The organism is Ruegeria sp. CL5 (assembly GCF_056536485.1).
In genome coordinates this window covers 1-25,922 of the sequence record NZ_JBQFPS010000003.1, presented here as the reverse complement: position 1 = coordinate 25,922, position 25,922 = coordinate 1, and the positions used below count along the sequence as shown (strand labels likewise).

Below are 25,922 nucleotides of genomic sequence, written 5' to 3'. Positions count from 1 at the left end.
ATAATCATTTTGCGCTCATAATAAATCACTTTTGCGCGTTACATTTGCGGCATCGGTATTTTGCAATCATATCCGATAAGTATCCCTTATCAGCAGTGATTGATTTCGACTGGGAATCCACAAAGGATGAACCCATGACGACCCCTGCCCCATTTCTGCCGACCGCTTCCCCTGCCCCCTCTGTCGAAGATCAGGAGGCCCTCACCGATCTCTGTATCCGCGGCACCCACCCAATACGCTGCGGGCTTATGAGCGCGACCTGCGCTATGTGACCGCGTGAAAAACAGCGCGCTTTGAGACGGCGCTGGACTGGCCGGAATCCGAGGCTACTGCCCTCGTCTTCATTCTGGATCACTCGCGCGATCTTGGCGACGCGCTTGTGGAGGATAGCGCCTGTCAGGCGGGAGAAGCGCTGATCGCACAAGGGCTGCACAAGTCGCTGGCCTGTCCGGCCCCGTCGACTCCGGATCGGCGCATCGCGTCGTGGCTGGCTTTCCACAGAATGAAGAACCTCACCAGCCCAATTGGCCCACCCCAGGTGAATCAGGCCCGTGCCAAGGCCCGCCGCCCGCCCCCTCCGAAATCGCGACACCCGATCACCCGCGACATCCTCGGGCAGCTGCCAGCCACCTGCCGCGGTTCGCATTGGGATTGCCGCGACGGTGCTACCCTGATGTTGAGTTGGGCCTCGGGTGGTCGGCGGCGGTCGGAGCTGACCGGGCTGATGCGTGAAGATGTCTCTCTCAAGGAATTCAACAAATCAGGCGTGGTCCGGCAGTCTCTGCTGGAGACCAAGACCACCGCCAAGGGCGACACCTCGCGTCTGGTACTGAAGGGCCGCGCCGCGCAGGCTCTGGTACATTGGATCGAGGTCAGTGAGATCGAGGATGGCCCCTTGTTCCGACCGATCTCCAAGTCCGACCGAGTGTTGGCCCGCCGCCTCTCTCCGGACGCAATCGCGCAGATCGTCAAGCGGCCCCTGAAGCTTGCCGAACTGCCCGAGGGATTTGCCTCGCCGCATGGACTGCGCTCGGGGTTTCTGACCCAGGCCGCACTGGACGGCGCCCCGATCCAGGCCGCCATACGCCTGTCGCTGCATCGGTCTCTCACACAGGCTCAAAAGTATTATGACGACATCTATATCGCCGAAAATCCGGCGGCGGATCTACTGGGGTGAGGATGTACCCGGTCCGCTCAATAGGCCCCCTGCCCTTCCCATTAACTATCTTGGTGAGCAAGCCGCTACTTAATTGCACCAACTGCTCTCTATGAAAAGCTCAACTCGAGGCGGAGCGTTCAGAAGAGTTTGTGCGCGGGCTTTATTTTCACGGCAGAACTTCATCGGCTATATTGCCGAGAACCGCTCCAACAAGGTTTACAGCTGTAAACCACTTGGCACTGAAGCAAAGCGTATATAGCTTACAGCATTGTAGAACCTACAATATAAGCGAAAATCCTTGACTTAGAACAATGAATCACGGCTGTTTGTCTTAAGTGGCGCAAAAATGACCACATTCTTTAATTTGAGGCAACTACATGATTCCCGTGACACCACTTGCGGCAGAACGACCATCGGCTCTCGCCACGGAAATTTCTGAGAGGTTAAACTCGGCTATCCGTGAACATCTTCTTGCGGCGTTTGCCCCCGACAACACCAAATCACTGCGCAACTTTGCAGCCCCAGAAGCGGCTGAACTCTTAGGTGTCTCAGGTCAATTCATGCGCAAGGTCCACGCAGAAGGAACGATTCCTGAACCAAAAGACGTGCGCAGCGGTCGACGTTACTATTCCGCCCATGAGCTTTGGGAGACCCGCGAAACGCTTGAGAAAACCTCTCGCAAAAAAGGGCGCTATATCCCTCGCCGGACCGAGGGAGAAAAGCTCCAAGTCTGGCAGTTGATGAACTTCAAAGGTGGCAGCAGCAAGAGCACCACGACAATTCACCTAGCTCACTATTTTGCGCTTCGCGGTTATCGTGTACTGGCTGTTGATCTGGATCCTCAAGGCTCTCTTACATCCATGTGCGGCATCAGCCCGGAAATAGAGTTTGACGGGCTGACGATTTATGATGCTATTCGATACGAAGATCCGGTAGGTATGGCGGACGTTGTGCTTCCGACATACTTCCCCGGACTATCTGTAACACCGTCACGGCTTGTTCTTTCCGAGTTCGAGACAGAATCTGCCGTACACTCCAACCCGGACCATCCGTTCTTTACGAGAATACGGAATGCCCTGGCCCAGGTAGAAGACGATTTTGACCTAGTTCTGATCGATAGCCCACCCCAACTTGGCTTCTTAACGATAGCCGGGATGGCCGCTGCTAGTTCATTGCTTGTGCCACTGACGCCTTCGATGCTGGACGTGTCTTCGACGGCCCAATTTCTCGAACTCGCTGGCGCTTACATGGCAGTCATTGAAGATGCCGGCGCTACACTCGAATACGATAATTTCAAATTCCTGATAACGCGTGACGAGCCGACAGATGTACCGTCTCAACAACTAGCTTCGTTCATGCGGGCACTGTTTCAGGATCGCGTCATGTCAGCTACAGCCCTCAAAAGCACCGCAATCAGTGACGCCACAATGCTCAAACAATCAATTTACGAGGTCGTGCGGTCGGAAATGACACGCGCAACTTATGATCGGGCAAAGAACTCAATGGATGCGATCGGCTCTGAGGTAGAGCAAATGATCCATCAAGCATGGGGACGCAGCTAATGGCTAGAAAATCGCTTCAGGAGATGTCGGGGATCGCAAACACCATCGCGCGCTCTAGCCCCAAGACCATCGACAAAACCCCAAAACCCAATGCCCCTGCACTTGGTGCGCTTCAGGGCTCTCTGGCCGCAATCAGGGAAATTGACCCTGCTTTGATCGACGATTGGGGCCCAGCCGATAGGCTTGGTGAGTTTACAGCTGTAAACACTGACGAGGAAGACGATAGCTTTGAAAGCTTGATGTCGAGTATCCAAGACGGTGGCCAACAAGTTCCCATTCTTGTCAGAAAATCGAAATCTGACGGTCGATACGAGGCAATTTATGGGAGGAGGAGGCTCAAAGCCTGTCGTGAACTCGGTATTAAAGTCCGCGCCAATGTTCAGGATATCGACGATGCTTCAGCGCTTCTCGCCAAGGGGCTTGAGAATGCTGCGAGGCGCAATCTTTCCTTCTACGAGAAAGCACGTTTCGCCGAGGCGATCCTGACTTCCGGGCATGACTCTGCAACGGTGCGGCAGGTATTGAACCTTTCGAAATCAGGGCTGTCTCACCTGACAAAAGTTACGCAACATGTTCCCGCAAAGATTGGTAACATGATCGGCGCAGCACCAAAATCAGGCCGCCCAAAATGGACCGTGCTTGCAGAACACTTCGTAGCAGGCAAGCTGGCGGAAGATGAAGCGGCAAACCTGCTTGCAACCATTGAGCCATCGATGTCGTCAGATGATCGGCTGGAAATGCTCGTTAAAGCAGCTGCCAAACGTGGTGCACGGCAAAGAGAAGGTGCGGCCGAAGTCAGCCCAATCGAAGGCGTTACAATCAAGTCCACCAACGGATCACTAACTGTTTCGGTCAAAAGGACCGGAGCTAACGCTGGCTTCGCTAGCTGGTTGGACAAAAACATGGCTGAAATCATCAAGCGCTCACACGCTGAGTTTACAGCTGTAAACGCCGAGAAAAAGAACTGAGGACGAGCAGAAAGGAGGAAGGCAAACAAACAAAACCCCCGAAACCGGAGCTTCGAGGGCTGCTGCGCAAAGCGCAATTCTTAGATTAGACACCTAGAATCTAGCAGCACCCGAATCGCCACACAAGAAAAAACGCTCTTGAGCGAACGGGTTATTTTTGTCTGCCGATAGATAATCATGAAAACACTAACAGCATTGGCTCCAAATGGAGCAACCTTGTCGGCAACGGCAGGGCAGGGGAGTAGTACGTCCAAAAAATGGAACCTTCTTCGCGCGGTTGAAGAGGCCCGAGAACCTCTTGGTCTAAAGTCCACAACTCTCAATGTCCTGAGAGCGATGATTTCCTTTGTGGGCGGTGATCAGATTGCTGCGGACCAAGATGATCATCACATCTGCTTCGCTTCCAACGCGGCGATCGCCAAACGAACGCATGTCAGCGTGCAGACAGTTGAGCGTCATATCTCGACGCTGGTTGAGTTTGGAGTTGTCCGCCGCGTAATGAGCGCAAACGGCAAGCGATGGGCGCGCCGGGATCGACATGGCAGGGTGGTCACCGCGACCGGGCTCTCACTGATGCCATTGTCTGAAAGGCACGCTGAGTTCATCCAGGAAGCCCAGAGGCATGCTGATCGAGTTCTGGAGTTCACTATACTCCGCGACAAGGTTTCCGCCGCTCTGGCGCGCCTCAGGGACCTCGTAGCAAATGACACCGCGATCTCTGATTTGATGACCACCGTACGCAATGCTCTACGTCGCAAACCAGATGCGAAGGTACTCAGCGAACTGCTGGCTGAAATCTCTGTGGAAATTTCTCAGATAACACAGGCAGATACAGAAAATTTGATGGCCAGTGACAGTGAAATTGAGGGGCACAAAGAGGACTCTTTGAATCCGGAAGTTAAAAAAGAAAAACATTCTCAGATTCAGGTTTCTCCAGCCCAAATGGAGCGCAGTTTTCCACGGCTATGCTCAGAACTACGCTTTGCAAAAGATCAAGACCACTGTGATCGGCTTATGGATAATATCGCCGAGTATTTACGGCTTGGCCGAACCTGGTATGCAATGAAATCAACGTTTGGCCCAGCTATTCGCTTCATTATTCTCGGATACATCTTTCAACGTGCTGAGAACATACAATATCCAGGGGCTTACCTGATTTCATTGCTAGCTAAGATCGAAAAGGGAGAGCTGTCTCCAAAGGCAATGCTCTCGCGAACCTCCAATGCTACGTAAATTTGGGACAGAGGATGAGATCTACCGCTTGCAGATTACACATCCAATCGATGATCGGACTGAAGAGTTTGAAAAAGGCGAGCTAAGGGATTGACCCCTATGGATCAAAAAGTAATAAATAATGAGTTATAGGCTGGATTCTTATACCTCACGATGTGGAATTGGCAGAGCCCTGATCGGCCGACATTTCGATACGATGCCTCAAGACTCGAACCATACGAGCAACAGTTCCTGTTGTCCTCAGGGGAAGTTCTTGGAGCGGTTCATCATATGAACACATCGGATCGAGATCAATTGCGTATCGACCTGCTAAGCGAAGAAGCGATGAAGACCAGCGCGATCGAAGGTGAGATACTGGATCGTCTCAGCGTGCAATCTTTATTGCGCCGACATCTTGGACTGGCTCCCGACAGCTATCCATCCAAACCGCGCGAGCAGGGCGTTTCTAAAATGATGGTGGATGTTTATTCCAGCTATTCGGAACCACTGTCACACGAAACCTTGTTTCGGTGGCAAGACATGCTTCTGTCCCAAGATAGGCAACTGGAAAGGATTGGATCATATCGGGGCCATGAGGATGCGATGCAAATCGTCTCAGGTAGGCCCGACCGCCCAACCGTGCATATTGAAGCGCCACCTTCTCAACAAGTTCCGGCTAAAATGGACCAGTTCGTAGCCTGGTTCAATCGGACTGCACCAAATGGTCCCGAACCATTGCGAGCTCTGATGCGGGCCGGATTGAGCCATCTGTATTTCGAGAGCATTCATCCCTTTGAACACGGTAATAGCCGATTGGGTAGGGCGCTGGCGGAAAAATCCCTGGCGCAAAATATTGGTCAGCCAAGCCTGATTGTCCTTGCTTTCACGATCGAGCGAGAGCGGAGGGCATATTATGATAACCTTGAACGCCATCAAAAAACGCTGGACGTCACGCCATGGCTCGTTTGGTTTGCCGAGACCGTCCTTACAGCACAGCAGGTAACGCTTGAGCGGGTTGGGTTTTTCATATCCAAGACGCATTTCTATGACCGGCATCGCGATCAGTTCAACGCCCGCCAAGGCAAGGTAATCGCCCGGTTGTTCAAGGCTGGGCCGGATGGGTTCAAAGGCGGACTAAGCGCCGAGAACTATATCTCGATCACGGGAACTTCCCGCGCTACAGCGACGCGGGATCTCCAGGATCTGGTAGAAAAGGGCGCTTTGCTCCGAACGGGTGAACTCCGGTACACACGCTATTGGCTAAAGTTGGACCAGGAAGGGTAGGGGGCGGAGAAACGGCACGAAGGGCGGATAGCTGACTTTTGCTGCTGGTGCAAACTAGAGGGTCTTCTTTTTCGGAGCGGTCAATTGACTTCCCAGCAGTTCAAGAAGTGAACCGCCGCAAATAAAATTGCTACGGATCATGCCCATCATTGGCAAAAGTGTGGTGTGGGTCGACCTGAGTCGGCCAAGAACTACTTGCATGATACAGAATTGATGAAAGATTTCACCGACCGATAATGTTTGCACGATCCAGCGGCAGAGCACGGCCTTGGAACATAAGTTTTGCTGCTCCTTGAGCCAATCGGTGGTCTTAATGCGCGAAGGTGCAAGGGGGAGGTTTGACAAAAGTTCTGTTGGTGGAAAACAATGAAATCAACAGCGATATTGCATTGCTTAGAAGTGGTCAGGGCGGGTTTTGGCGGTTTATACCTGTGTCGGCCCACCGATCAGGATATTGCGCATCGAAACCGTGGAATAAGGCGGAATACCGCGTGGGCTTGCCCAATAGAGAGCGGGAGACTATCTAGCGGACACGATTTATGAGTCTGTCATAACAGACATGTCTCGATCCTGATCACAGTGGGCATGTGCATTGCAAAAGATCAAATCAAAGTTTGCGGCGGTACTAAGCGATTCCGTCTTGTGGCGATTGCTGTCAGAGAACATGCGGGAGCAAATGCTGCCGTATACCATTGCAATTATTGCGATGGTGTTTGTGGCGGGGACTACAGCTGGTATCGCGTTCATCATGCGCGATGTCGTTGACTCGCTGTTCGACAGTGAAAATTCGGCCAAGATCTTTGGCGTTTCGATGGCTGTGTTCACTATTTTCTTGGTTAAAGGTGTCGCCACCTACGTCCAGGTTGTAGCATTGACCCGCGCTGGGAACCGGATCGTTTCAAAACAGCAGATCAAGCTATATGACAAGCTTCTGCGGCAGGGTGTATCTTTCTTTAATCTGACCGAAAGCTCGGATTTGCTGTTGAGAGTGACACAGTCAGCACAGGCTGCGCGGACGGTTATCGAAATAATTGTCACGACCGCCGTTCGAGACATGCTTACATTGATCGGTTTGCTCGCCGTGATGTTCTATCAGCAACCAGTCTTGTCCCTCTTTACACTAATCGTCGGCCCGCTTGCAATTCTGGGGGTTCGGATGCTGCTCCGTAAGGTCCGCGATATTGCGGATATGGAGCTGCAGTCGATGGGCGCGATCATGAAAGTCATTCAGGAGACCTCGGCCGGAATTCGGGTAGTTAAGTCCTTTGGTTTAGAAGAACGCATGGCCGAACAAATGAATTCGGCTGTGAAAAGCGTCGAAAAACGCAGAAATAAGCTTGCTCGCTTGCAAGCGGCAACGAGCCCGCTAACTGATATTCTGGCAGGATTTGCAATTGCGTCGGTCATCGGGCTGAGTGCAGGTAAGTTGTTTGGTGCAGCGGCCTCTACCCCGGGCGAACTGATGTCATTCGTTACCGCTGTGATGATGGCGTATGAACCTGCAAAGCGTTTAACCAAGGTGCGGGTGAAGATGGAATTGGGTTTGCGGCGTGTTAAAATGCTGTTCAACATGCTGGACGAGCCGGAAACCCTGCCTGAGGAAGTTAATCCTAAGGAGCTGCCTGAAGGGTCTCGTGAGGTCGTGTTTGACGATGTTGTATTCGGCTACGCCCGGCGCGATCCGATCTTGAAGGGGCTTTCGTTGACCTTTGAAGCCGGCAAGACGACCGCTTTGGTTGGCTTATCTGGTGGCGGAAAGTCGACCATCCTGAACCTTGCATTGCGCCTATATGATCCAACTAGTGGTTCGATTTCGATCGATGGCCAAGACATAAAATACGCCTCTTTCAAGACGTTGCGCCAGAATATGTCCTTTGTCGGCCAAGAGACTTTTCTGTTCTCAGCGTCGATCGCCGACAATATTCGCTTTGGCCGAGAGGGAGCGACACAAGAGGACGTGATCGAGGCCGCCAAGGCCGCAAATGCCTATGAGTTCATTATGACCTTGGAGAAGGGTTTTGACACCATGGTGGGCGAAAACGGGGCCTTCTTATCTGGCGGTCAGAAACAGCGCCTTGCGATCGCCCGGGCGTTGTTGCGCGATAGCCCCATTCTGTTGCTGGACGAGCCGACGAGTGCGCTGGATTCAAAGTCGGAACATCTGGTGCAGGAAGCGCTAAGCAGGCTTACGGAGGGGCGTACAACAATTATCGTTGCGCACCGCCTTTCAACGATTATGCACGCGGACAAAATTGTTGTGATCGAAAGTGGAGAAGTGTTGGAGCAAGGGAGCGCCAAACAATTGCTGAAAGAACAAGGCCCCTTCAAAACTTTGTACGACCATCAGTATTCTAACGCAGTTAGCGCAGAGTGAGCTTGGTTTGACGCAGCAATCTGCAAGACGACCGGCGCGGCAACCACTGGCCGCGACCGTCATTATTCCAACTTACCACAGTTGGAATCAACTGCAGATCTGTCTGGACTGTTTGGCTTCCCAGACCCTGAATGCCGATCAGTTTGAGATTATTGCGGTAAACAATGATCCTTCCGACCAAACTCCGTCTGAGTTTCGCTTGCCTGCAAACGCTCGTATATTGAGCGAAGCAAAGCCAGGCTCATACGCGGCACGAAATCGCGGTATCGATGACGCGAATGCCGACCTATTTTTCTTTACCGATTCAGATTGTCAGCCTGTCCAACAGTATCTGGAAGCTGGATTGAAGATAGCCCAGGATCACCCTGAGGTTGGGCGGTTCGGAGGCAATGTTGTTCTGATCCCTAACGGGGAAGAATGGACGACAACGGAATTGTATGACGTTCATCTTGGTCTGGAGCAGCAGAAGTGGGTTGAGCGTGGCAGAGCTGTTACTGCCAACCTGATTTTGCGTCGCAGTGTGATAGATCAAGTCGGTCGGTTCAACGACACGGTTTTGTCAGGTGGTGATATGGAGTGGAACGATCGCGCAAAAGCTGCAGGCGAACCTATCCTTTTTGCCGAGGAAGCCATCGTAAGACATCCAGCGCGTAGAAGTCTTGGTGAACACATCACCAAAGCCCGCCGAATTGAAGGCGCGCGTTTGCGTAGGAACGCGAAGCGTGGAATTGTGAATTACATACCACCCGTTCACAAGCTGATCCCGTCGTTTAAGACTCTGAAAAATCTTCTTGGAAAATCCGATCTATCTACCCGACGAGCCCTTGGAGTTTGGGGTGTCCATTATGTTCTTCGAGTGGTGAAGATAACTGAAACTATTCGTCTGCTCTGGCTACGACGCGCCGATCAGCGGAAATAGGGCTAATTAAACAGATCTCTTCATGTACTTGGTTTGAAAACTCAAATTCTTTGCGAAACTAGGCTTTTGTGTAGTAGTCATAAGTATAATATTTTGATTATTAAGGCGCGTTGATGATGGCTCTGTTGCAAACTCTTATCCATTGACCTTCGTGGCTTTAGCGCATGTGTGGCGAACGACACTATCCAGTTGAAGGGTGGTCCATGATTTCTTTCAAAGGTGCGCAATATCCGAAGGATGTCATCCTATTCGCAGTCTTCTTTTACGTCCGATACGGCGTGTCGTACCGAGATCTGGAAGAAATCATGGCAGAACGCGGTGTATCGGTTGATCATGCGACACTGAACCGATGGGTGACACAATGCTCATGCGCAATTGCTGATGTAGCGCGCCGCAGGAAAGGGCCATGTGATCGCTCTTGGAGAATGGATGAGATTTACATCAAGGTGAAGGGTGCGTGGGTCTATCTCTATCGGGCCGTCGATAAATACGGCAAAACGCTTGATTTCATGTTTTCACCACATCGAAAAAAGCCTGCCGCGACGAGCTTCTTCGCTCGGATACTGGAGGTCAATGGTTTACCACGGAAGATTGTCATCGACAAAAGCGGAACTAACACGGCTGGCATCAAGGCCATAAACAAGATGCAGAAAGGCTTTGGTTGCCCGATCCCGATTGAGGTGGTCAGGCGGAAATACCTGAACAACATCGTGGAACAGGACCATCGTTTCATCAAGAGACGCATCCGGCCAATGCTAGGGTTCAAGGCATTTGCTTAAGCGGCGGCAACCCTCGACGGAATCGAAGTGGCGCACATGATCCGCAAAGATCAAATCATGCCCGGTCTCTGTCCCTTTCAACAATTCAGAGAACTGCTCGCATAACAATGAAGGTCAGATGTACTTCTTTAAACATCGGAACACTTCGCAACAGTACCAAGTTACATGCGCCCGGTGAGTATCTTAGCCAGATCGGGTTCAACCTTTCGGGTTTGTTCCAAATCCAGACTGTTTTTTACGTGGAGGAGGTGGTGTTGGATGTTGTCTTCCGCGGATTGTGGGTAACCACTCACGATCGCATCAATGATCGAGGCGTGCTCATCATCGGGACACGAAGAGTCCCTGTTAGTTCCAAACAATGCCACGATCAGAGATGACCGGGTCACCAACTCGCGCACAACGCGTGTAAGTACCGAATTGTTGTGGCATTTGGCCAGTTCCACATGAAATTCACCTGAAAGCCGGATGATCTCAGTTCGATCATTTGCTGCCCGAGCTTCATCTTCTTCTTTGACATGTGTCCGTAGCGCGTCGATTCCTAGGCTGCCGTTCTCATGTGCCAGTGTACGTACGATGCCAGATTCAATCATCAAGCGGGCCTCAAAAACCTCTCGAGCTTCGTCAGGGCTTGGACAAGCTATAAAGGCGCCACGGTTGGAGTGCAGTTCAACAATGCCTTGGCTGCTCAATAACAACAAAGCTCGGCGAACGCGCATTCGGCCTACGCCAAAAGTCTCACACAAGGTTTGTTCGCTCAATTTGGTTCTAGGCGCCAGCTTCTGTTCCATGACCGCAGAATAAATTCGGTCAACTATCAATTGTTCATCCGGATCGGATTGGACGGCGTCGAGTTTTTGTTGGGCGTCTGTCATCTTGTTCCGATTTGGCAGGAATACATGTCGATCGTACTTAACCGTACAACTTCTAACTGACAATATATCGGTCTTCTGTTTGCTATATCAACAATCACGTTCACTAAAAGTGTTGACACAGATTGTTAACAATGCAGTATCCAAGAGGCATTCCGGGATTCGACCGGTCGCATTGTTTACTTCGCCAAGCGCCCAGAAGAGGCGCTGAGACCTCATAGGGAGGAAAGAATGAAACGTAGAAAACTGATTAAATCCTCGGTCGCATTGGCCTTGACCGCATCCGTGCTTAGCTCGGCTGCCTGGGCGGATAACCCCGTACTTAAGATCGGCTTTGTCGGGGTAACCTCGGGTCCGGCGGCGGCTTGGGGCATCTCTAACCAGCGATCGATGGAGGCGAGGGCAGACTGGATTAACGAATCCGGCGGTTACCAGATTGGCGATACCACTTACGATATCGAAATCGTTTCATTCGACGATCAGAAAGACCCCAAACGTGCGATCGCTGGCATGGAAAAAATGGCGCAGGAAGGGATCCACTATGTGGTTGGTCCTAACGTGGATGACGGCGCAGCCGCAGTTCGCCCAGTTGCCGAAGCAAAAGGGATCATGTATTTTCCATATGCTTTCCCCAAAGAGCTTTACACAGCGCCGGCATCGAATGCGGTTCTGGGCATGGTTGCAAACTACCAGTCAGGTCCAGCGATTTATAAGTATCTGAAGGACGAAAAGGGCGTGAAGACGGTGGCTTTTGTTGCTGCCAACGAGTCTGATCCGCTGAGCCAGCGTGACGGCGGGATCGCTGCGGCCAATGCGCTGGGTCTTGAAGTTGTCTCTGACAATGTGACGTATCAGGTGGACACTACGGACTTTACCCCAGTTCTGACGCCGGTCATGCGGACACAACCTGATCTGCTGGTCCTGTCAGGTGTTTCACCGGCCAATGCCCCTCAGCTGATCCGTTCGGCTCGAGAGCTTGGGTTCCAGGGCATAATTTCAACTGAGACGGCGCAGGATGCGACGGTTTTGCGCGAAGGCGCAGGTGATCTGGCCAACGGGTTCATCTCGGTGGGTGGTGCTTCGACCCCTGAAATCGCATCGGATGACATGAAGGAATTCGTCAAGCGCTACACTGACATGTTCGGCGAATATAACGACGAGTCGAATACCAAGGTCTATGCGCTGGAGTATATTCTGGCGACGCTAAACGCCAATCCGGCAGGTATCGACGATGTGAACGCTTTCCAGACCACAATGGACACGTTCGAAGCACCAAATCCCTTCATGAAGGGCGATGCTAAGATGCGGTATGTCGGCACGACATCGTTCGGGCAAAAGCGTCAGATCGCGGTTCCGCTGGTGGTAAATGTCTACCAAGACGGAGAGTTTGAAACACTCTTTGTCGCCGAAGTCGACTGAGGCAATACTCCCAACCAAGGCAATCGCCTACCGAGCCTCAATCCCTCCCGGGCTGATGATCAGCCCGGGATACCCGAACCTTACGCGGGACTCCAATGGAACAGATACTAGCAAATGGCATCTATCTGGGCGCGCAATATGCGATGATCGCCTTAGGACTGACGCTGATCTTCGCCCTGATGAACGTACTGAATTTTGCTCACGGACAGATGTACGTTCTCGGCGGCTTCGTCACTTACACCTTTTACGGGCAGCTTGGTTGGCCATTCATCCTGGCGTTGCTTGCGTCCTGTATCACCCTGGCAGTACTTGGCGCACTCATCGAACGGTTCTTGTTTGCGCCAGTGATACGACGATCGTCGCGCGAAGAAAGCACAATGCTGCTGGCGGCGGGACTGGCGTTTCTGTTTGACGCGGTCATCCTGCTTGTCTTCGGAGAAAAACAGCGTGGCGTGCCCAAGATTGTCGACGGTGTCTTCAACTGGGATTTCAGGCTGATCATGCCTTATGATCGGATCCTGATCTGCGTGCTGGCCATTCTCTCAATCGTTACCTTCATTCTGTTCATGCAATATTCCAAAACCGGCCGCGCCTTGCGTGCGCTGGCGCAGGACAGAACCGCGGCCCAGCTTATGGGTGTGAATGTTGCCCGGTACTCTATGATCGGGTTTGCCCTAGGTGCGATGCTGGCTGGTCTGGTAGGAGGTCTGCTGGTGACCATCACAGGCGTCAATCTGGGCATGGGCGGACCGACCTCGATCAAAGCCTTCATGATGGTAATGATCGGCGGCGCAGGCGTGATTTCCGGCGCGATTGCAGGCGGCATCATCCTTGGCTTTATGGAAGCCATCGGTTTGGCGGTTCTGTCGCAATACGGCGATATCACATATCTACTGATCTTCGTCTCACTGATGATTTTCCTGGCCATCCGCCCGCAGGGCTTGATGGGTAAACCGTGGGGTTAACACTGTGCCGAAACTTTCCACGATCCAATGGGCCGGTTTGGCGTTTTTCCTACTGGCCATCTTCGTTGCCGTTCCCGGCTTTATCGCGGCGTCCGGGCGGTCTGACCTTTACTATACGCTGACCTCGGTTGCGCTGCTTTCGATTGCCAGTGCCGGTGTCTGGCTGACTTTCTATATTGGCCGTATCAATATCGGGCAGGGCGCTTTTGCCCTGATCGGAGCCTATGTCTCGGCCATTCTTGTGACGAAGGCTGGCATGTCCTTTTGGTTGTCTCTGCCGCTGGCGGGTCTGTTTGCGGCAGGGGTTGCCGTCTTGATTGGCTTACCGATCCTGCGGCTGCGGGGGGTGTACTTTGCGATGATCTCGCTGGTACTGACGCAGGTCGTCACCCTGACCGCGCTGGCCTTGCCCGTCACCAATGGGGCCAAGGGGATTACCTCGATCCCGCTTCCCGGGGGTGTGTCGATCCTGGGTCTTACCCTGATCCCGGATTTCGCGACCCTCGAGAATCCACGGCTGGCCTTCTACTACTCGGCCTGTGTGCTTATGGTGCTGACCTTTGCCGCCATGTACCGGCTGGTGAATTCGCGCCTCGGCCACCTGTGCCGGTCGATGCAGCAGAACGAGGAACTCGCCAGTTCCATTGGCGTGAATATCTCATATATCCGCATCATCATCTTTGCTATTTCCTCCTTTCTGGGCGGCATTGGCGGAGCCATGTTCGGATCGATTGCACAATCGGTCTATCCGTCCAGCTTTCAGGTCGCTGACAGTGTGAACTTCATGCTGAACTGTTTCCTCGGTGGTCTGGGCTATGTGTTTGGCCCGATGTTGGGCACACTGGTTCTGTATTTTGGATGGGATCTGTTGTTCGAATTGGGTCGCTTCCAACTGCTCGCCTATTCCAGCCTGCTGATCATCCTGATGCTGTTCCTGCCGAACGGGCTGCTTAGCCTGCGGCTGCCGGGCAAGAAAGGAGATGACAAATGAGCCATCTTCTTGAAGTTCGCCACGTCACCAAAAAATTCGGCGGGTTGACCGCCAACAGCGATATCTCATTCAACGTCAATGAAAACGAGATCCTGTCGGTGATTGGACCAAACGGTGCCGGAAAGAGCACCTTGTTCAAGATGATCTCGTCGTTTCTGCCGACGACCGCCGGAGAAGTGCTGTTCAAGGGTGAGAGGATTTCGAACCTGAAACCGCATGTGGTGGCGCGCAAGGGGGTGGTCCGTACCTTTCAGGAAACCACGATCTTCAAGTCAATGACCGTGCGAGAAAGTGTCATCGTCGCTCAGCACCTGCGTGCGCGTGCCTCGCTGGCCGGGTATTTCTGGGGCACGAAAACGGCACATGAAGACGTCGACAGTTTTGGCCAGTATGCCGATGACCTGATCGAATTTCTTGGCATGACCGAGATCGCCAACGAACAGGCTTCGAACCTGCCGCAGGGAAATTTGCGCGCGCTGGGGATCGCCATCGGTCTGGCCACCGATCCCAAGGTGTTGTTGCTGGATGAGCCTTTTGCGGGCATGAACCACGACGAGACCATGAAAATGGTCAATCTGGTCCGCAAGGTGCGCGATGACAGAGGTGTCACGGTGCTGTTGGTGGAACATGACATGCCCGCAGTGATGAACATCTCGGATCGGATCGTGGTGCTGAATTTCGGCGAAATGATCGCCGAGGGCACCCCGGCGGAAATCCAGAACAACGAAAAGGTCATCGAAGCCTATCTGGGCAGCGCCGATGACGAGATCGGGATCTGAGCCATGAGCAAGATGTTGGAATTCAATGATGTCGAGCTTTATTACGATCACGTCTATGCGCTGAAGGGCGTGTCGATTGATCTTGAGCAAGGTGAAACCGTCGCCCTTATCGGAGCCAATGGTGCGGGCAAAAGCTCCATCCTGCGGGCGATCACTGGGCTGGCGAAGATCAAGTCCGGTTCGGTTGCGTTCGAGGGCGAAGATATCGCAGGAACCAACCCGGCTGAGATAGTCTCGAAAGGCATTGCGATGGTGCCAGAGGGGCGGCGGGTCTTTCCTTATATGACGGTCAAAGACAACCTGCTGATGGGGGCATTCACCCGTTCAAATAAAGCGGATGTGCACCGCACCTTGGATTCTATTCTGGAACGGTTTCCGCGTCTGAGAGAGCGCTATAGCCAGTCTGCTGGTACACTCTCGGGCGGCGAACAGCAGATGATGGTGATCGGGCGCGCCTTGATGGCCAAACCTCGACTACTGCTGCTGGATGAACCTTCGCTGGGCATCGCGCCCAAGTTGGTTCAGGACATTGCGCGCTCAATAGTGGCGATCAACCGGGACGAAGGAGTGTCGGTGCTGCTAGTCGAGCAGAACTCGCGCATGGCGCTGTCGATCTCTCACCGCGCCTATGCGCTAACGACAGGAAATGTGGTCATTTCAGGAAACTCCAAGGAACTTTTGACCGATCCGCGGATAAAAGCTGCCTACCTGGGCGGAGAAGTGTGAGGATGTTGTGAAACTTCTAGTCGTCAATCCCAACACTACCAGTTCCATGACGCGAAAGATAGAAGAGGCAGCGCGGGCGGCTGCGCATCCTGAAACCATGATTATCGCTGCCACTTCCCAAGACGGTCCCGCCAGCATACAGGGCTATCTGGATGTCTCTACCTGCGTTCCCGGATTGCTGGAGGTTGTGAACGGGCATCCGGACGCAGATGCAATTGTTGTGGCCTGTTTCGACGATACTGGGGTCGACGCCGTGCGCTGCGTCACTTCGGCGCCAGTCATCGGTGTTGGGGAAGCGGCCTACCATGCGGCATCTATGATCAGTCCAAAATTCAGTGTCATCACTACATTGTCCCGGTCTTTGGCAGGGCTGGAGGCTAACTTGTTGCGATACGGTCTGGATCGTCGCTGCGTTCGAGTTCGGGCATCGGATGTGCCGGTTCTGAAGCTCGAGGAAAACGATCCGGTGACAATCGACAAGATAAGGGTCGAAATTCGCGCTGCCATCGAGGAAGATAGGGCTGAGGCCATTGTGTTGGGCTGCGCGGGGATGACTGACCTCATGTCGCATCTATCGGAAGAATTCAATTTGCCCGTTGTCGATGGAGTGGCCTGTGCCGTTACCTTTGCCGAAGCCTTGGTCAAAGCTAAGCTCACGACTTCGAAACTTTGTTCCTATTCCTGATCCGATTGTCCGGATTAGAAGAACTCGGGCAGAATTATCAGGGTATATTTTCTAGCGAGAGTACGGTCGGTGTTCGATCTGCAGTTCAGGCAGGCATTGCGGCGGGTTTGCTAAGGTCGTCGGATGATATCGATGGAGTGCGACCGCTTCCGCATCTCCCAGCCAGCAGTTCTACTTGGTGCGGCTATTGCCGATGACCCTGATTAGTTCCGCAAGCAAGGTTCCTATCGGCCAAACGACCTCTAAGGGCCGCGACCTTGGTCGGGGTGCCTTTACTCTTGGTTGACTTCGTTTTGCATCATCACATTAAGCGTCTAGCATCTCTGGGCAGGCTCAAACGATTGTCTGTCAGTTCTTGTTTTGTTTTGTCAACATTGCCTAGATGATTCTGGCTAATTTGTTCGCCATCGGGACGGTCGCGAGGCGGAAGGGCTTCTTAATTGTGGTTTATGAAACCCACCACAACTGAAGTTTGGTTTTTCTGGTTCTTGTCCTTCTTTGACACACGATATGCGCCCCGCTTTGTTATCAGTTCCCGCAATTTGTAGCTGTCAGGGTGATTCACAGGGTTGGAAATTGATTGGCTGATACCTTCGCGACAGCGTATAACTTCCAGCCAAGCGTTGCGAAAAAATAGCTCTGTGTAATCGCTTCGATACGAAAATAATCAAAAACAAGAAATGCCCTTGGTACCAGCCAACCCCACAAAGGTTTCACAGATAGCGCCTTCGGGTGCGACAGCAGAATTTTCATAGTTTTCCAGCATAGTAATCCGATCACATTCGTCCGCCAAACCGGGTATTGAATACAATGCCAGTAAAGCGACTGAGGTGATTTGAAAGAGTAGCAGTCTGAAAATACCCGTTTTTGGCACAATCCCAAAGTCGAATGACGAGTGCATATTTGAGGTCTGGCGACAATTGGTCATGATGAACTCGAATATCGTCACCTTTTTTGTGGCTACTCTGCAGCATCCGGAACCGTCGCTTCTGCGTAAATCCCTTTCACGCGATCTTTTGTCGGGTCGAAATGCGGGAATGGAACGATTCTAGCTTTCAATCGCTTTTGCTGCCCGTCCAACTGTCCGATTTCAATGTCTGCCCCAATGGTGGCGTGGGTAACTGAAACCCGGGCTAATGCGATGACCTTGCCAAGAACGGGCGATTTCATTGCGCTTGTAATCTCTCCAACCTGCGCTTTTCCAACGCGCACGCAATCGCCGGGCGAGGGGACCGTGCCACCTTCGACTTCAAAACCGACCAATTTACGGTGCGGGTGTGCTTGGCGCTCTTCGATTGCCGCCCGTCCGATGAAATCGTCGGTTTTTGACTTTAGTGGCACAGTAAAGCCGATGCCTGCTTCAAACGGGTCCGTCTGATCGTCGAATTCCGACCCGGCAAAGATCAATCCACCTTCGATCCGCAACATGTCGAGTGCCGCAAGCCCGAGCGGTGCGACGTCATATTCCTGACCGACTTCCCAGACGCGATCAAAGATTTCGACGGCATCTTTGGGGTGGCAGAAGATCTCGTATCCAAGTTCACCGGAATAACCGGTTCGGGAAATAACTACTGACGTCCCCTGTACATCGCCCACACGTGCGACGGTAAGCCGGAACCATGGCAGTTCTTCGATCGTCGGTTGCTGAGGCGGCGTCCAGAAGATTTTGGAAAGAATGTCGCGGCTGTGCCGCCCCTGTACCGCGATGTTGTGCAACTGATCTGTAGAGTTTCGAACCCAGACATTCATGTTGCGCTTACGCGCTTGTTCCTGCAGCCACAAACCGCTGGTGTCGTTGCCACCAATCCATCGAAAGTTGGTCTCACCCAGCCGATAGATAGTGCCGTCGTCGATCATGCCGCCATGTTCATAGCACATTGCCGTATAGACAACTTGACCGACGCTCAGCTTCTTCATGTTGCGGGTCACGCAAAGCTGCATCAGTTCTTCGGCATCCGGGCCAACAACCTCATATTTGCGCAGTGGACTCAGATCCATTACGGCGACTTTGTCTCGACAGGCCCAATACTCTGCGATTGCGCCATGATTGGTCATCGTGTTGGGCAGCCAATATCCGTTATATTCGACAAAATCACGGGTATGACGTGCAAAGCAGTCGTGAAATGCTGTTTTCTTGGTTTCTTCCACATCCGCCTCCGCAGATTTTCTGTAGCCGTAGGACCGTTTAAAATCCTCGGTCGCTTTGTAAGTTCGCACCTGAATGTCGGTTGGATTCCAGCCATTGGCCGGGTCGATGTCGCAGGGGCAGCCGGTACTGACGCAGACAAGATCCGTCAGCGCGCGCAGCAGCACGAAATCTCCGGGTCGCGACCAAGGATCATCCATACCTATGGCATTGCTATCGTCCAGCATTGTATTGAAGAAAAAGTTGATCGCGGACCAACCTGCGCGGGGACGGATGCCATATTGGCTCAGATCCTTGTTGATATTGTCCGAGCAATTGACATGGCCAGGATAGCCCAGATCTTCATAATACCTTGCTGTGCAGGCCAGCCCGAACGTGTCGTGACGGCCGCACGTATCCTGCACGATCTCAACTAGGGGTTCCTGATCCACTGACCAGTATTTCGAGAATATACCTGGTTGCGGATACAAGCTGCCCATCAGGCTGCGTGTCGTGGTGGGATCAATCTCGCGCTCGATCCCCTGATCCAATGCACGTCGGCTGAACGCCTGAAAGTCTGAGCATTCGCGGCCCCTGATATCCACGATCTGGATGAACTCTCCGGCTTTGACCTCATAGGATTTGGCGTTGCCAGGCTGAATGTTGATATCCTTAAGTGGGTCGGCCAGCGGATCGGGCGGGCCCACGTCGGGTTTTCCCAAGCCGGGAGCGGCACGCTGAATGTACAGGATAATGTCGGTCGGTGGGTTATTGTCTTCAGGGCGCATCGCCTGACCGGGTGCGGCGACGATCAAAAGGCCGTCACTTTCCGCCACGAAATGCACCATGTCGCCGGGGCGTGATCCATCTGAGAAGGCCCTGACTGCATCCCCGCGTCCGATGTCGAAACCTGCAACCTCTAACGCGCGCAGCACTTTCTTGCCCGAAGCCGAGCCATTCGCCAGAGTTGCAATCAGCCCCTCTGGTCGCCCGTGCCCCTGCGCGCCAAGCATGGCAGCGTCCGAGCTTCGATCCGGGGCAAAGAACACCATCTCGGCGGGTTGCATCCCATCGCGATCCAACAATGTGATCGTGTCGCCTTTGGACACCGGAACCGCACGCGATCCTGTGCCAGGGACGGGATGACGTTCCGTGCCATGGGGCAGGATTGGAAGGCCAGGAGCCAGAACCCCGCTGCGTTCATATGGCACTTCGAAGACCGGCTTCACATTCATAATGCACCTTCCTGAATAGCTTCGGTCGCGCCGCGGTGCATGACCACCAAAAGGCATCCTGTTTCGGTGCGCGAAAAGTGGCTAGACCCGGCGGGAAAGCTGACAAAATCTCCGCTGTGATAACGAAACCCGTCGTGATCGGTCAGGTCACCTTCGAGGACAAAGAACTCTTCCGGACCGTGATGGATGTGGGGGTTCGAGCGTGCGCCCGGCGCCATCTTCATCAGATTGCTGCCTTGCCCGGTATCCTCGTCAAAGCTGACATTCTTCCACCAGACCTGTGCGTCGGGCCGGTCTTTCATATGCATTCTGACAAAGCCGGTATCGTCGAAACGGGTGACCGTACGCATGTTTTGCTGTTGTGACATCCTAATCGAGCCCCAATCGCTTCTTGCGCTGTTCCGTCCAGCTGCTGATGGCCATGTCAAAGGTCAGAGCCATCAGCGACACGTTCAGGCCGAGGACAAAGTTTTTGCCCAACTCGGTACCGGCCAGCGTTCGCTGCAGCTCTTGTCCCAGATCCTGAGTGCCGATGAAGGCCGCGATGATGACCATGAAGAAGGCAAACATGATGGCCTGATTGAACCCAACTGCCATTGTCGGTAGTGCCAGCGGGAACTGAACTGACATCAGCTTTTGCCGCCGCGTTGATCCAGACATGTCTGCCGCTTCGGTCATTTCCGAAGGTACGCTGCTAAGGCCAATAATGGTGTACCGGATCAATGGTACCGCGGCGAAGATTAGGATCGAGAACACAACAGCTACGTCATTAACGCCGAACAGCATGATTGCCGGGATCAGATAGATGAAGCTGGGGAAAGTTTGTGCTGTGTCGCAGGCCAGAAGGATGCTTTTTGACCAACGTTCTGATCGGGCTGCGATTACGCCGAGCGGTATGCCAATCAAGGTGGCCAGAGCAACAGCCGAAATAACTGTGTATAGAGTGATCACAGATCGGTCCCACCAACCCGAGAATGCGACGATGGTAAAGAAAACCGCCGCATATATACCTGGGCGGCGACCACCGATCCAATATGCAAAGGAAACGACCAGCAGGATGAAGGCGGGGGTAGGGATCGCCAGCAACGTGTTCCGGAACGGGATCAGAACCTTGACGTTCAGGAACCAGCGCAACCATTCGGTCGTTCCCTTGATGGCATCGATCGCCAGAAACGACTTGATTACCACGTCAATTTCCTTGCCTTGGCTCAGGTGCTGCTTGCGGCCGACTTCGGCAAGGATCGGGAACAGCCGCGAGAGCAGGATAAAACCGACAAACAGACCCAGCGCGACCAGTGAGGTCTGGTGCCGCTTCCACCAGGGGGTGCCGCGTTCAAAGTGAACCGGTTGCTTGACCACCCAGGCCTTGGACATCCGGTCCAGCGTCACGGCCAGAAGAACGATGGTAACCCCGATCTCGAAGGAACGGCCCAGTTTGAAGCTGCCCATCATTGCCAGCAACTTGGCACCAAGTCCGGGCATGCCAATAAAGGCGGTCAGAACCACCATGGCCAGACACAGCATGATCACCTGGTTTACGCCGACTAGAATTTCGGTGCGTGCTGCCGGAACATAGACATGGCGCAGCATCTGCCAGCGAGTGCAGCCGGACATTTGGCCCGCCTCGATCACTTCAGGGCTGACCTTTTTTAGCCCCAGCGTTGTCATCAAGATCATAGGCGGGATGGCAAAGGTAATTGTTGCTACGGCTCCAGCGGTTGGCCCCACCTTGAAGAAAATCACAGCGGGCAGCAGATAGGTAAAGAAGGGCAGAGTTTGAAGCACAGACAGAATGGGCTTCAACATCCGCTCGAACCAGCCATATTTCCACGCGGCGATACCAAGCGCCAGACCCAGCAGAAACGCCAATGGCGCCGCGACGACGATCACGGACATTGTTTGCATGGCGATCTTCCACTGACCGATCGCAGCCGTCCAGATAAAGGTTCCAGCGCCCAGGGCGGCCAACCGCCAACCACCGACAGCGTATCCAACAACCCCAGCGACGGCGGCAATCGCAGACCATGGGATTGGTCCCAGATAGGGCCAGCGACGCTTGCCTTCCAATAGGTTTGCTGACGTGTCCAGCAGAAACTCTAGAGGACCTTCCGCGATAAAGCGGGTTACATAAATCAAGCCAAGGTCATTTTGGATGAAGCTGAAAATTGCGTCCAGAACCTGCGCAGTGGGTGGGATGGCGGCTTCGGGGATGCGGTTTAGCCATTCAGGCAGAATACCAACTGCCTTGGCAAGGATCAGTGCGAAGGCCACGGCAAGCAGCACAGTAAGTACACGGGAACGTCCCCATGGCTTGTCTGATGTCTCTGTCAGATCTGTCGACAGCGTCGCCATTATTCGGCTCCGAGCAGGACATTCAGTGCGGTGTCGCGCTCCAGTACACCGGTGACAACGCCTTTGTCATTTGCAACCGGCAAAAGGATGCGGTTGTCATTGACCAGAACCCGCGCAAGTTCGTGGATCGTTGCGCCACCATTGATTGGTGCGCCTTCCAAAGCGTGTCCATTGACTGGTTTCGCCAGCCCTTTCGCATGCACCACGCGGGCTTTGTCGATGTCCTCGGTAAATTTCGCCACGTATTCCGTAGCGGGGTTCATGACGATCTGGTCCGGCGTATCGCATTGTTCCACCGCGCCATTGCGCATGATCGCGATCCGGTCCGCCAGACGCAGCGCTTCGTCAAAATCATGGGTGATAAAGACAATGGTTTTACCCAACATCTCTTGTAGCCGTAGGAATTCATCCTGCATTTCACGTCGGATCAAAGGGTCAAGTGCGGAGAACGGCTCATCCAGAAACCAGATGTCCGGCTCAATCGCCAGGGACCGGGCGATGCCGACCCTTTGCTGTTGTCCACCGCTAAGCTCGCGTGGAAAATATTCTTCGCGACCCTCAAGGCCGACCAGTTTGATGACTTCCAGCGCACGTTCACGGCGATCATGGCGATCCTGACCACGCATTTCCAGCGGGAAGGCCACGTTATCCAAGACCGTACGGTGCGGTAGCAGGCCAAAGGACTGGAACACCATGCCCATCTTGTTGCGTCGCAATTCGATCAGGTCACGCTCGCTCAGGCCCATGATATCCTGACCATCAACTTTGATCGTACCGCCGGTGATGTCGTGCAGGCGCGAAAAGCACCGCACCAGAGTTGATTTGCCTGATCCGGACAGTCCCATGATGACCAGCATTTCGCCCCGGCCAACCTCAATCGAGACGTCTTTGACCCCAGCAATGTAGCCGTCCGCACGAATCTCGTCGAAGCTACGGCCAGCCGGCATGGACTTCAGATAGCTCTCGGGCGAAGGCCCAAACAATTTCCAGACATTTTGGGCTGAGATTACAGGCGCTGTGGCGGACATGGCTGCCTTTCTTTCTTGTTAAGCGCGGCCTTGCTTCAATGAGATCAGCAAGGCCGCGCCAGTTTCGTTGCGTATGACCGGATTATCCGCTGCAGGCGCTGATCCAGGGATCAACAACAGAGCGGTTTGCGTCCAGCCATTCGGCCGCTGCATCTTCCGGTTCCAGCTCGTCCGTATCGACCAGCTTGGCCATCTCCGCGATCTGCGGATTTGTGAAAGAAATTTCAGTCAATACACAGTAGGCAGCAGGCCATTTGTCTTTCATACCATCCCAAGCGGCCTTTTTCAGGTAACCGGTTGCCGGGTTACCACAATCATACAGCGCATCCGGGTTCGGACCTTTGGATGGGTCTTTGTCGCATCCATCTTCCCAGGCAGGAAATTCGACAAACTCACCAGGCCAGACAGCTTCGGCAAAGTTGGGTGTCCAGTTGAAGACCAGAACCGGCTTCTTGTCCGCTTCTGCTGCGCCAATTTCAGCCCACAGGGCCGCCGCCGAACCCGCATTGATAACGGTGAAGTTCAGATCCAGCGCTTCGGCACGCTCTTTACCATGCTTCAACCAGTCAACCGGACCGTCCAGATATCGGCCTTTGTCGCCGGTTTCCGCTGTTGCAAACAGATGCGCACAGTCGTTCAGAGCTTTCCAGTCGGGCAGGCCGGGGCAGGACTCTTTGGTCCACATCGGATACCACCAGTCCTCGCGGGTGACGGCATCGTGGTCGCCCGCATCATGCAGACCACCCTTTTCCAGAGCCGCGCGGAAGGATGCTCCAAATGCGCCTTCCCAGACTTCCATCTCAAGCGTGACGTCGCCCAGACGCACCGACTCGTAGACCGCCTGACTGTCGGTCGTGACGTATTCGACATTATCACCGATCTCTTCGAACAACTGGCCGACCACGTAAGACATAACGATTTGGCTGGACCAGTTGTGAATTGGGATGACGATCGGATCGCTGCTGTCTTCTGCGATCGCACCGGTGCCCGCTACCGCTGCCAAGGTTGCAGCAGAAAGTAGGTTTGAAAGTTTCATGATTGCTCCCTGAGTGACGTTCGATATTGGATTGAGGGCTCTTCCGGCCCCGAATTTGCGCATTCTGCCCAAATTTGCGCGAAACGCAGAACAGAAATTTGAGAGGCGTTGCCCATAAAATCTTGAGGCTAATTCATTTTTTTACTATCTTAACAGTCAGTTGCCTGAACGGTTTCCAGTTGACGCAGGCGAATGTTCTTTGATTGCAATCCGCTTCAGATTGGGAATCCGCCGTCAGATGCCAAAGAAAGCACCAGTTACCGGGAAGGTTCTTCCACCGCTCGACTACCTTTTGGCTTTTGAAGCGGCCGCCAAGGCCCAGAGTTTTGCGCAGGCCAGCAAGGTGCTCAACATTTCGGAAACAGCAATCAGCCGCAAAGTACGTCTGCTGGAGCAACATTATGACGTACCCTTGTTTGTCAGAGGTCATCGGTCGGTTTCGCTGACACAGCAAGGGGCCATATTGCTGGCGACCGTTGAAAAGTCGCTGGATCTGATGCGAGACGTCAGCCGTGATATGTTGGCCAAACATCAGGCCAATACGGTGTCGATCTCCGCGACCAACTCTGTCGCGTCGCTCTGGTTGATGCCGCAGCTGCGTAAGTTCAACAAATCCAATGGCCGCATCCGTATTTCGCTGGTGTCTTCGGACAGCGACGCGGAGTGCCTGTCTGATTCTATGGATCTGACGATATTGCGCGGGGAAGGGGATTGGCCCGGATATGAGGCGCAGCTTTTGTTCGGGGAAACCGTTTTCCCTGTGTGCAGCCCTGATTATCTCAAAAGTAATCCGAAGGCGGCAGTACTATCCGCGCTGCCGGAATTGGATCTGATTGAGGTGACCAGCAGCCACGCAGAATGGATGACTTGGCATACCTGGCTTGGCAGCAATGGAATTTCCACCTCATTGATGGAACGCGCTGTGGCCTTCAACACCTATCCTCTCTCTATACAAGCAGCAGTTGATGGTTTGGGCGTCGCACTGGGTTGGGCCCATCTTGTTGACCCCCTGCTTGAAAGCGGTGCGTTGGTCAGACCAATCCAGGACATATCGGTACGGACGCAGTCGGGATATTTTCTTCTGAAGAGCCCAACGCAAAAATCATTTCCCGAGCGACGCATCGTCGAGGATTGGTTGTTAGGGCTCAGCGCAGGGCGCAAACGTTACGCGTGATCCGATGGTGCTATCGCGCGAGAAATGTTCTTTCCTTCAATGTCTCTGAAATTCAAAGGTTGACCGAAGGGAATAAATATTTACCGTAAAGAAAGTATCTGATTCCGCCCCGGGTCGCATTTGCGGACGGGTCTGAATTCGTTCGGCCTATTTTTGCAGGGAGTCCAAAGCCCAATGAGCTATAAATCCGATATTGAGATTGCCCGTGAGGCAAACAAGAAGCCGATTCAGGAGATCGGTGCCAAGCTGGGCATTTCCAGTGATGATCTGCTGCCCTACGG

General features: G+C 53.4%; 21 protein-coding genes and 1 pseudogene. 16 read left to right on the top strand and 6 right to left on the bottom strand.

What is annotated here, in order from left to right; all coding sequences use genetic code 11:
- The first annotated feature begins 134 nt into the window (after positions 1-134).
- The 9 genes and pseudogenes from ACR0IU_RS06320 (at position 135) to ACR0IU_RS06280 (ending at position 10,362) form a co-directional block, all read left to right on the top strand.
- Positions 135-272: a hypothetical protein gene (locus ACR0IU_RS06320; protein WP_480715651.1), complete on the top strand. Its 138-nt coding sequence runs from the start codon at positions 135-137 to the stop codon at positions 270-272.
- A 107-nt stretch (positions 273-379) separates the two neighbouring features.
- A complete protein-coding gene (locus ACR0IU_RS06315; RefSeq protein WP_480715650.1) occupies positions 380-1,177 on the top strand; it encodes a tyrosine-type recombinase/integrase in 798 nt (265 codons plus the stop codon).
- A 359-nt stretch (positions 1,178-1,536) separates the two neighbouring features.
- The gene (repA, locus tag ACR0IU_RS06310) at positions 1,537-2,721 is read left to right on the top strand and encodes a plasmid partitioning protein RepA (RefSeq protein WP_480715649.1); all 1,185 of its coding nucleotides are present in this window, start codon (positions 1,537-1,539) and stop codon (positions 2,719-2,721) included.
- On the top strand, positions 2,721-3,689 hold the full coding sequence (gene repB, locus ACR0IU_RS06305; protein ID WP_480715648.1) for a plasmid partitioning protein RepB: 969 nt from the start codon (positions 2,721-2,723) through the stop codon (positions 3,687-3,689). Before repA ends, repB begins: the two co-directional genes overlap by 1 nt.
- A 177-nt stretch (positions 3,690-3,866) precedes the next feature.
- Complete coding sequence (gene repC, locus ACR0IU_RS06300) at positions 3,867-4,922, top strand: plasmid replication protein RepC (protein WP_480715647.1); 1,056 nt, start codon at positions 3,867-3,869, stop codon at positions 4,920-4,922.
- Between the two features lie 153 nt (positions 4,923-5,075).
- Positions 5,076-6,185, top strand: coding sequence for a DUF4172 domain-containing protein (locus ACR0IU_RS06295; protein WP_480715646.1), 1,110 nt, complete (start codon positions 5,076-5,078; stop codon positions 6,183-6,185).
- 676 nt (positions 6,186-6,861) lie between these two features.
- Positions 6,862-8,559, top strand: coding sequence for an ABC transporter ATP-binding protein (locus ACR0IU_RS06290; protein ID WP_480715645.1), 1,698 nt, complete (start codon positions 6,862-6,864; stop codon positions 8,557-8,559).
- Between the two features lie 7 nt (positions 8,560-8,566).
- Entirely contained in the window at positions 8,567-9,478 is a 912-nt protein-coding gene (locus ACR0IU_RS06285) for a glycosyltransferase family 2 protein (protein ID WP_480715644.1), read from the top strand.
- A gap of 203 nt (positions 9,479-9,681) precedes the next feature.
- Positions 9,682-10,362: pseudogene (locus ACR0IU_RS06280) on the top strand (IS6 family transposase).
- A gap of 56 nt (positions 10,363-10,418) precedes the next feature.
- Here the strand turns inward: ACR0IU_RS06280 and ACR0IU_RS06275 are convergent.
- Positions 10,419-11,129 (bottom strand): GntR family transcriptional regulator, encoded by a 711-nt coding sequence (locus tag ACR0IU_RS06275; RefSeq protein WP_480715643.1) that lies wholly within the window; start codon positions 11,127-11,129, stop codon positions 10,419-10,421.
- A gap of 228 nt (positions 11,130-11,357) precedes the next feature.
- Between ACR0IU_RS06275 and ACR0IU_RS06270 the strand changes: the two genes are divergently transcribed.
- The 6 genes from ACR0IU_RS06270 (at position 11,358) to ACR0IU_RS06245 (ending at position 16,691) form a co-directional block, all read left to right on the top strand.
- Positions 11,358-12,545 (top strand): ABC transporter substrate-binding protein, encoded by a 1,188-nt coding sequence (locus tag ACR0IU_RS06270; RefSeq protein WP_480715642.1) that lies wholly within the window; start codon positions 11,358-11,360, stop codon positions 12,543-12,545.
- A 95-nt stretch (positions 12,546-12,640) separates the two neighbouring features.
- Positions 12,641-13,510: a branched-chain amino acid ABC transporter permease gene (locus ACR0IU_RS06265; RefSeq protein WP_010442322.1), complete on the top strand. Its 870-nt coding sequence runs from the start codon at positions 12,641-12,643 to the stop codon at positions 13,508-13,510.
- A 4-nt stretch (positions 13,511-13,514) separates the two neighbouring features.
- A complete protein-coding gene (locus ACR0IU_RS06260) occupies positions 13,515-14,501 on the top strand; it encodes a branched-chain amino acid ABC transporter permease (RefSeq protein WP_170546952.1) in 987 nt (328 codons plus the stop codon).
- Complete coding sequence (locus tag ACR0IU_RS06255; RefSeq protein ID WP_170674986.1) at positions 14,498-15,280, top strand: ABC transporter ATP-binding protein; 783 nt, start codon at positions 14,498-14,500, stop codon at positions 15,278-15,280. The genes ACR0IU_RS06260 and ACR0IU_RS06255 overlap by 4 nt, the downstream gene beginning before the upstream one ends.
- 3 nt (positions 15,281-15,283) lie before the next feature.
- Positions 15,284-16,006 (top strand): ABC transporter ATP-binding protein, encoded by a 723-nt coding sequence (locus tag ACR0IU_RS06250; protein ID WP_480715641.1) that lies wholly within the window; start codon positions 15,284-15,286, stop codon positions 16,004-16,006.
- 7 nt (positions 16,007-16,013) lie between these two features.
- Positions 16,014-16,691: an aspartate/glutamate racemase family protein gene (locus ACR0IU_RS06245; RefSeq protein ID WP_170781408.1), complete on the top strand. Its 678-nt coding sequence runs from the start codon at positions 16,014-16,016 to the stop codon at positions 16,689-16,691.
- Between the two features lie 960 nt (positions 16,692-17,651).
- Here the strand turns inward: ACR0IU_RS06245 and ACR0IU_RS06240 are convergent.
- The 5 genes from ACR0IU_RS06240 to ACR0IU_RS06220 all read right to left on the bottom strand — a co-directional run bounded on the left by ACR0IU_RS06240 (position 17,652) and on the right by ACR0IU_RS06220 (position 24,467).
- Positions 17,652-20,051, bottom strand: coding sequence for a trimethylamine N-oxide demethylase (locus ACR0IU_RS06240; RefSeq protein ID WP_480715640.1), 2,400 nt, complete (start codon positions 20,049-20,051; stop codon positions 17,652-17,654).
- Positions 20,048-20,419 (bottom strand): cupin domain-containing protein, encoded by a 372-nt coding sequence (locus tag ACR0IU_RS06235; protein WP_480715639.1) that lies wholly within the window; start codon positions 20,417-20,419, stop codon positions 20,048-20,050. Before ACR0IU_RS06235 ends, ACR0IU_RS06240 begins: the two co-directional genes overlap by 4 nt.
- Before the next feature lies 1 nt (position 20,420).
- On the bottom strand, positions 20,421-22,403 hold the full coding sequence (locus ACR0IU_RS06230; RefSeq protein WP_480715638.1) for an ABC transporter permease: 1,983 nt from the start codon (positions 22,401-22,403) through the stop codon (positions 20,421-20,423).
- Positions 22,403-23,431: a quaternary amine ABC transporter ATP-binding protein gene (locus tag ACR0IU_RS06225; RefSeq protein WP_010442422.1), complete on the bottom strand. Its 1,029-nt coding sequence runs from the start codon at positions 23,429-23,431 to the stop codon at positions 22,403-22,405. The genes ACR0IU_RS06230 and ACR0IU_RS06225 overlap by 1 nt, the downstream gene beginning before the upstream one ends.
- 82 nt (positions 23,432-23,513) lie before the next feature.
- A complete protein-coding gene (locus ACR0IU_RS06220) occupies positions 23,514-24,467 on the bottom strand; it encodes an ABC transporter substrate-binding protein (protein ID WP_010442423.1) in 954 nt (317 codons plus the stop codon).
- A gap of 238 nt (positions 24,468-24,705) precedes the next feature.
- On the opposite strand from ACR0IU_RS06220, the gene ACR0IU_RS06215 reads away from it, so the two are divergent.
- Entirely contained in the window at positions 24,706-25,641 is a 936-nt protein-coding gene (locus tag ACR0IU_RS06215; protein WP_480455197.1) for a LysR substrate-binding domain-containing protein, read from the top strand.
- Positions 25,642-25,922 lie beyond the last annotated feature (281 nt).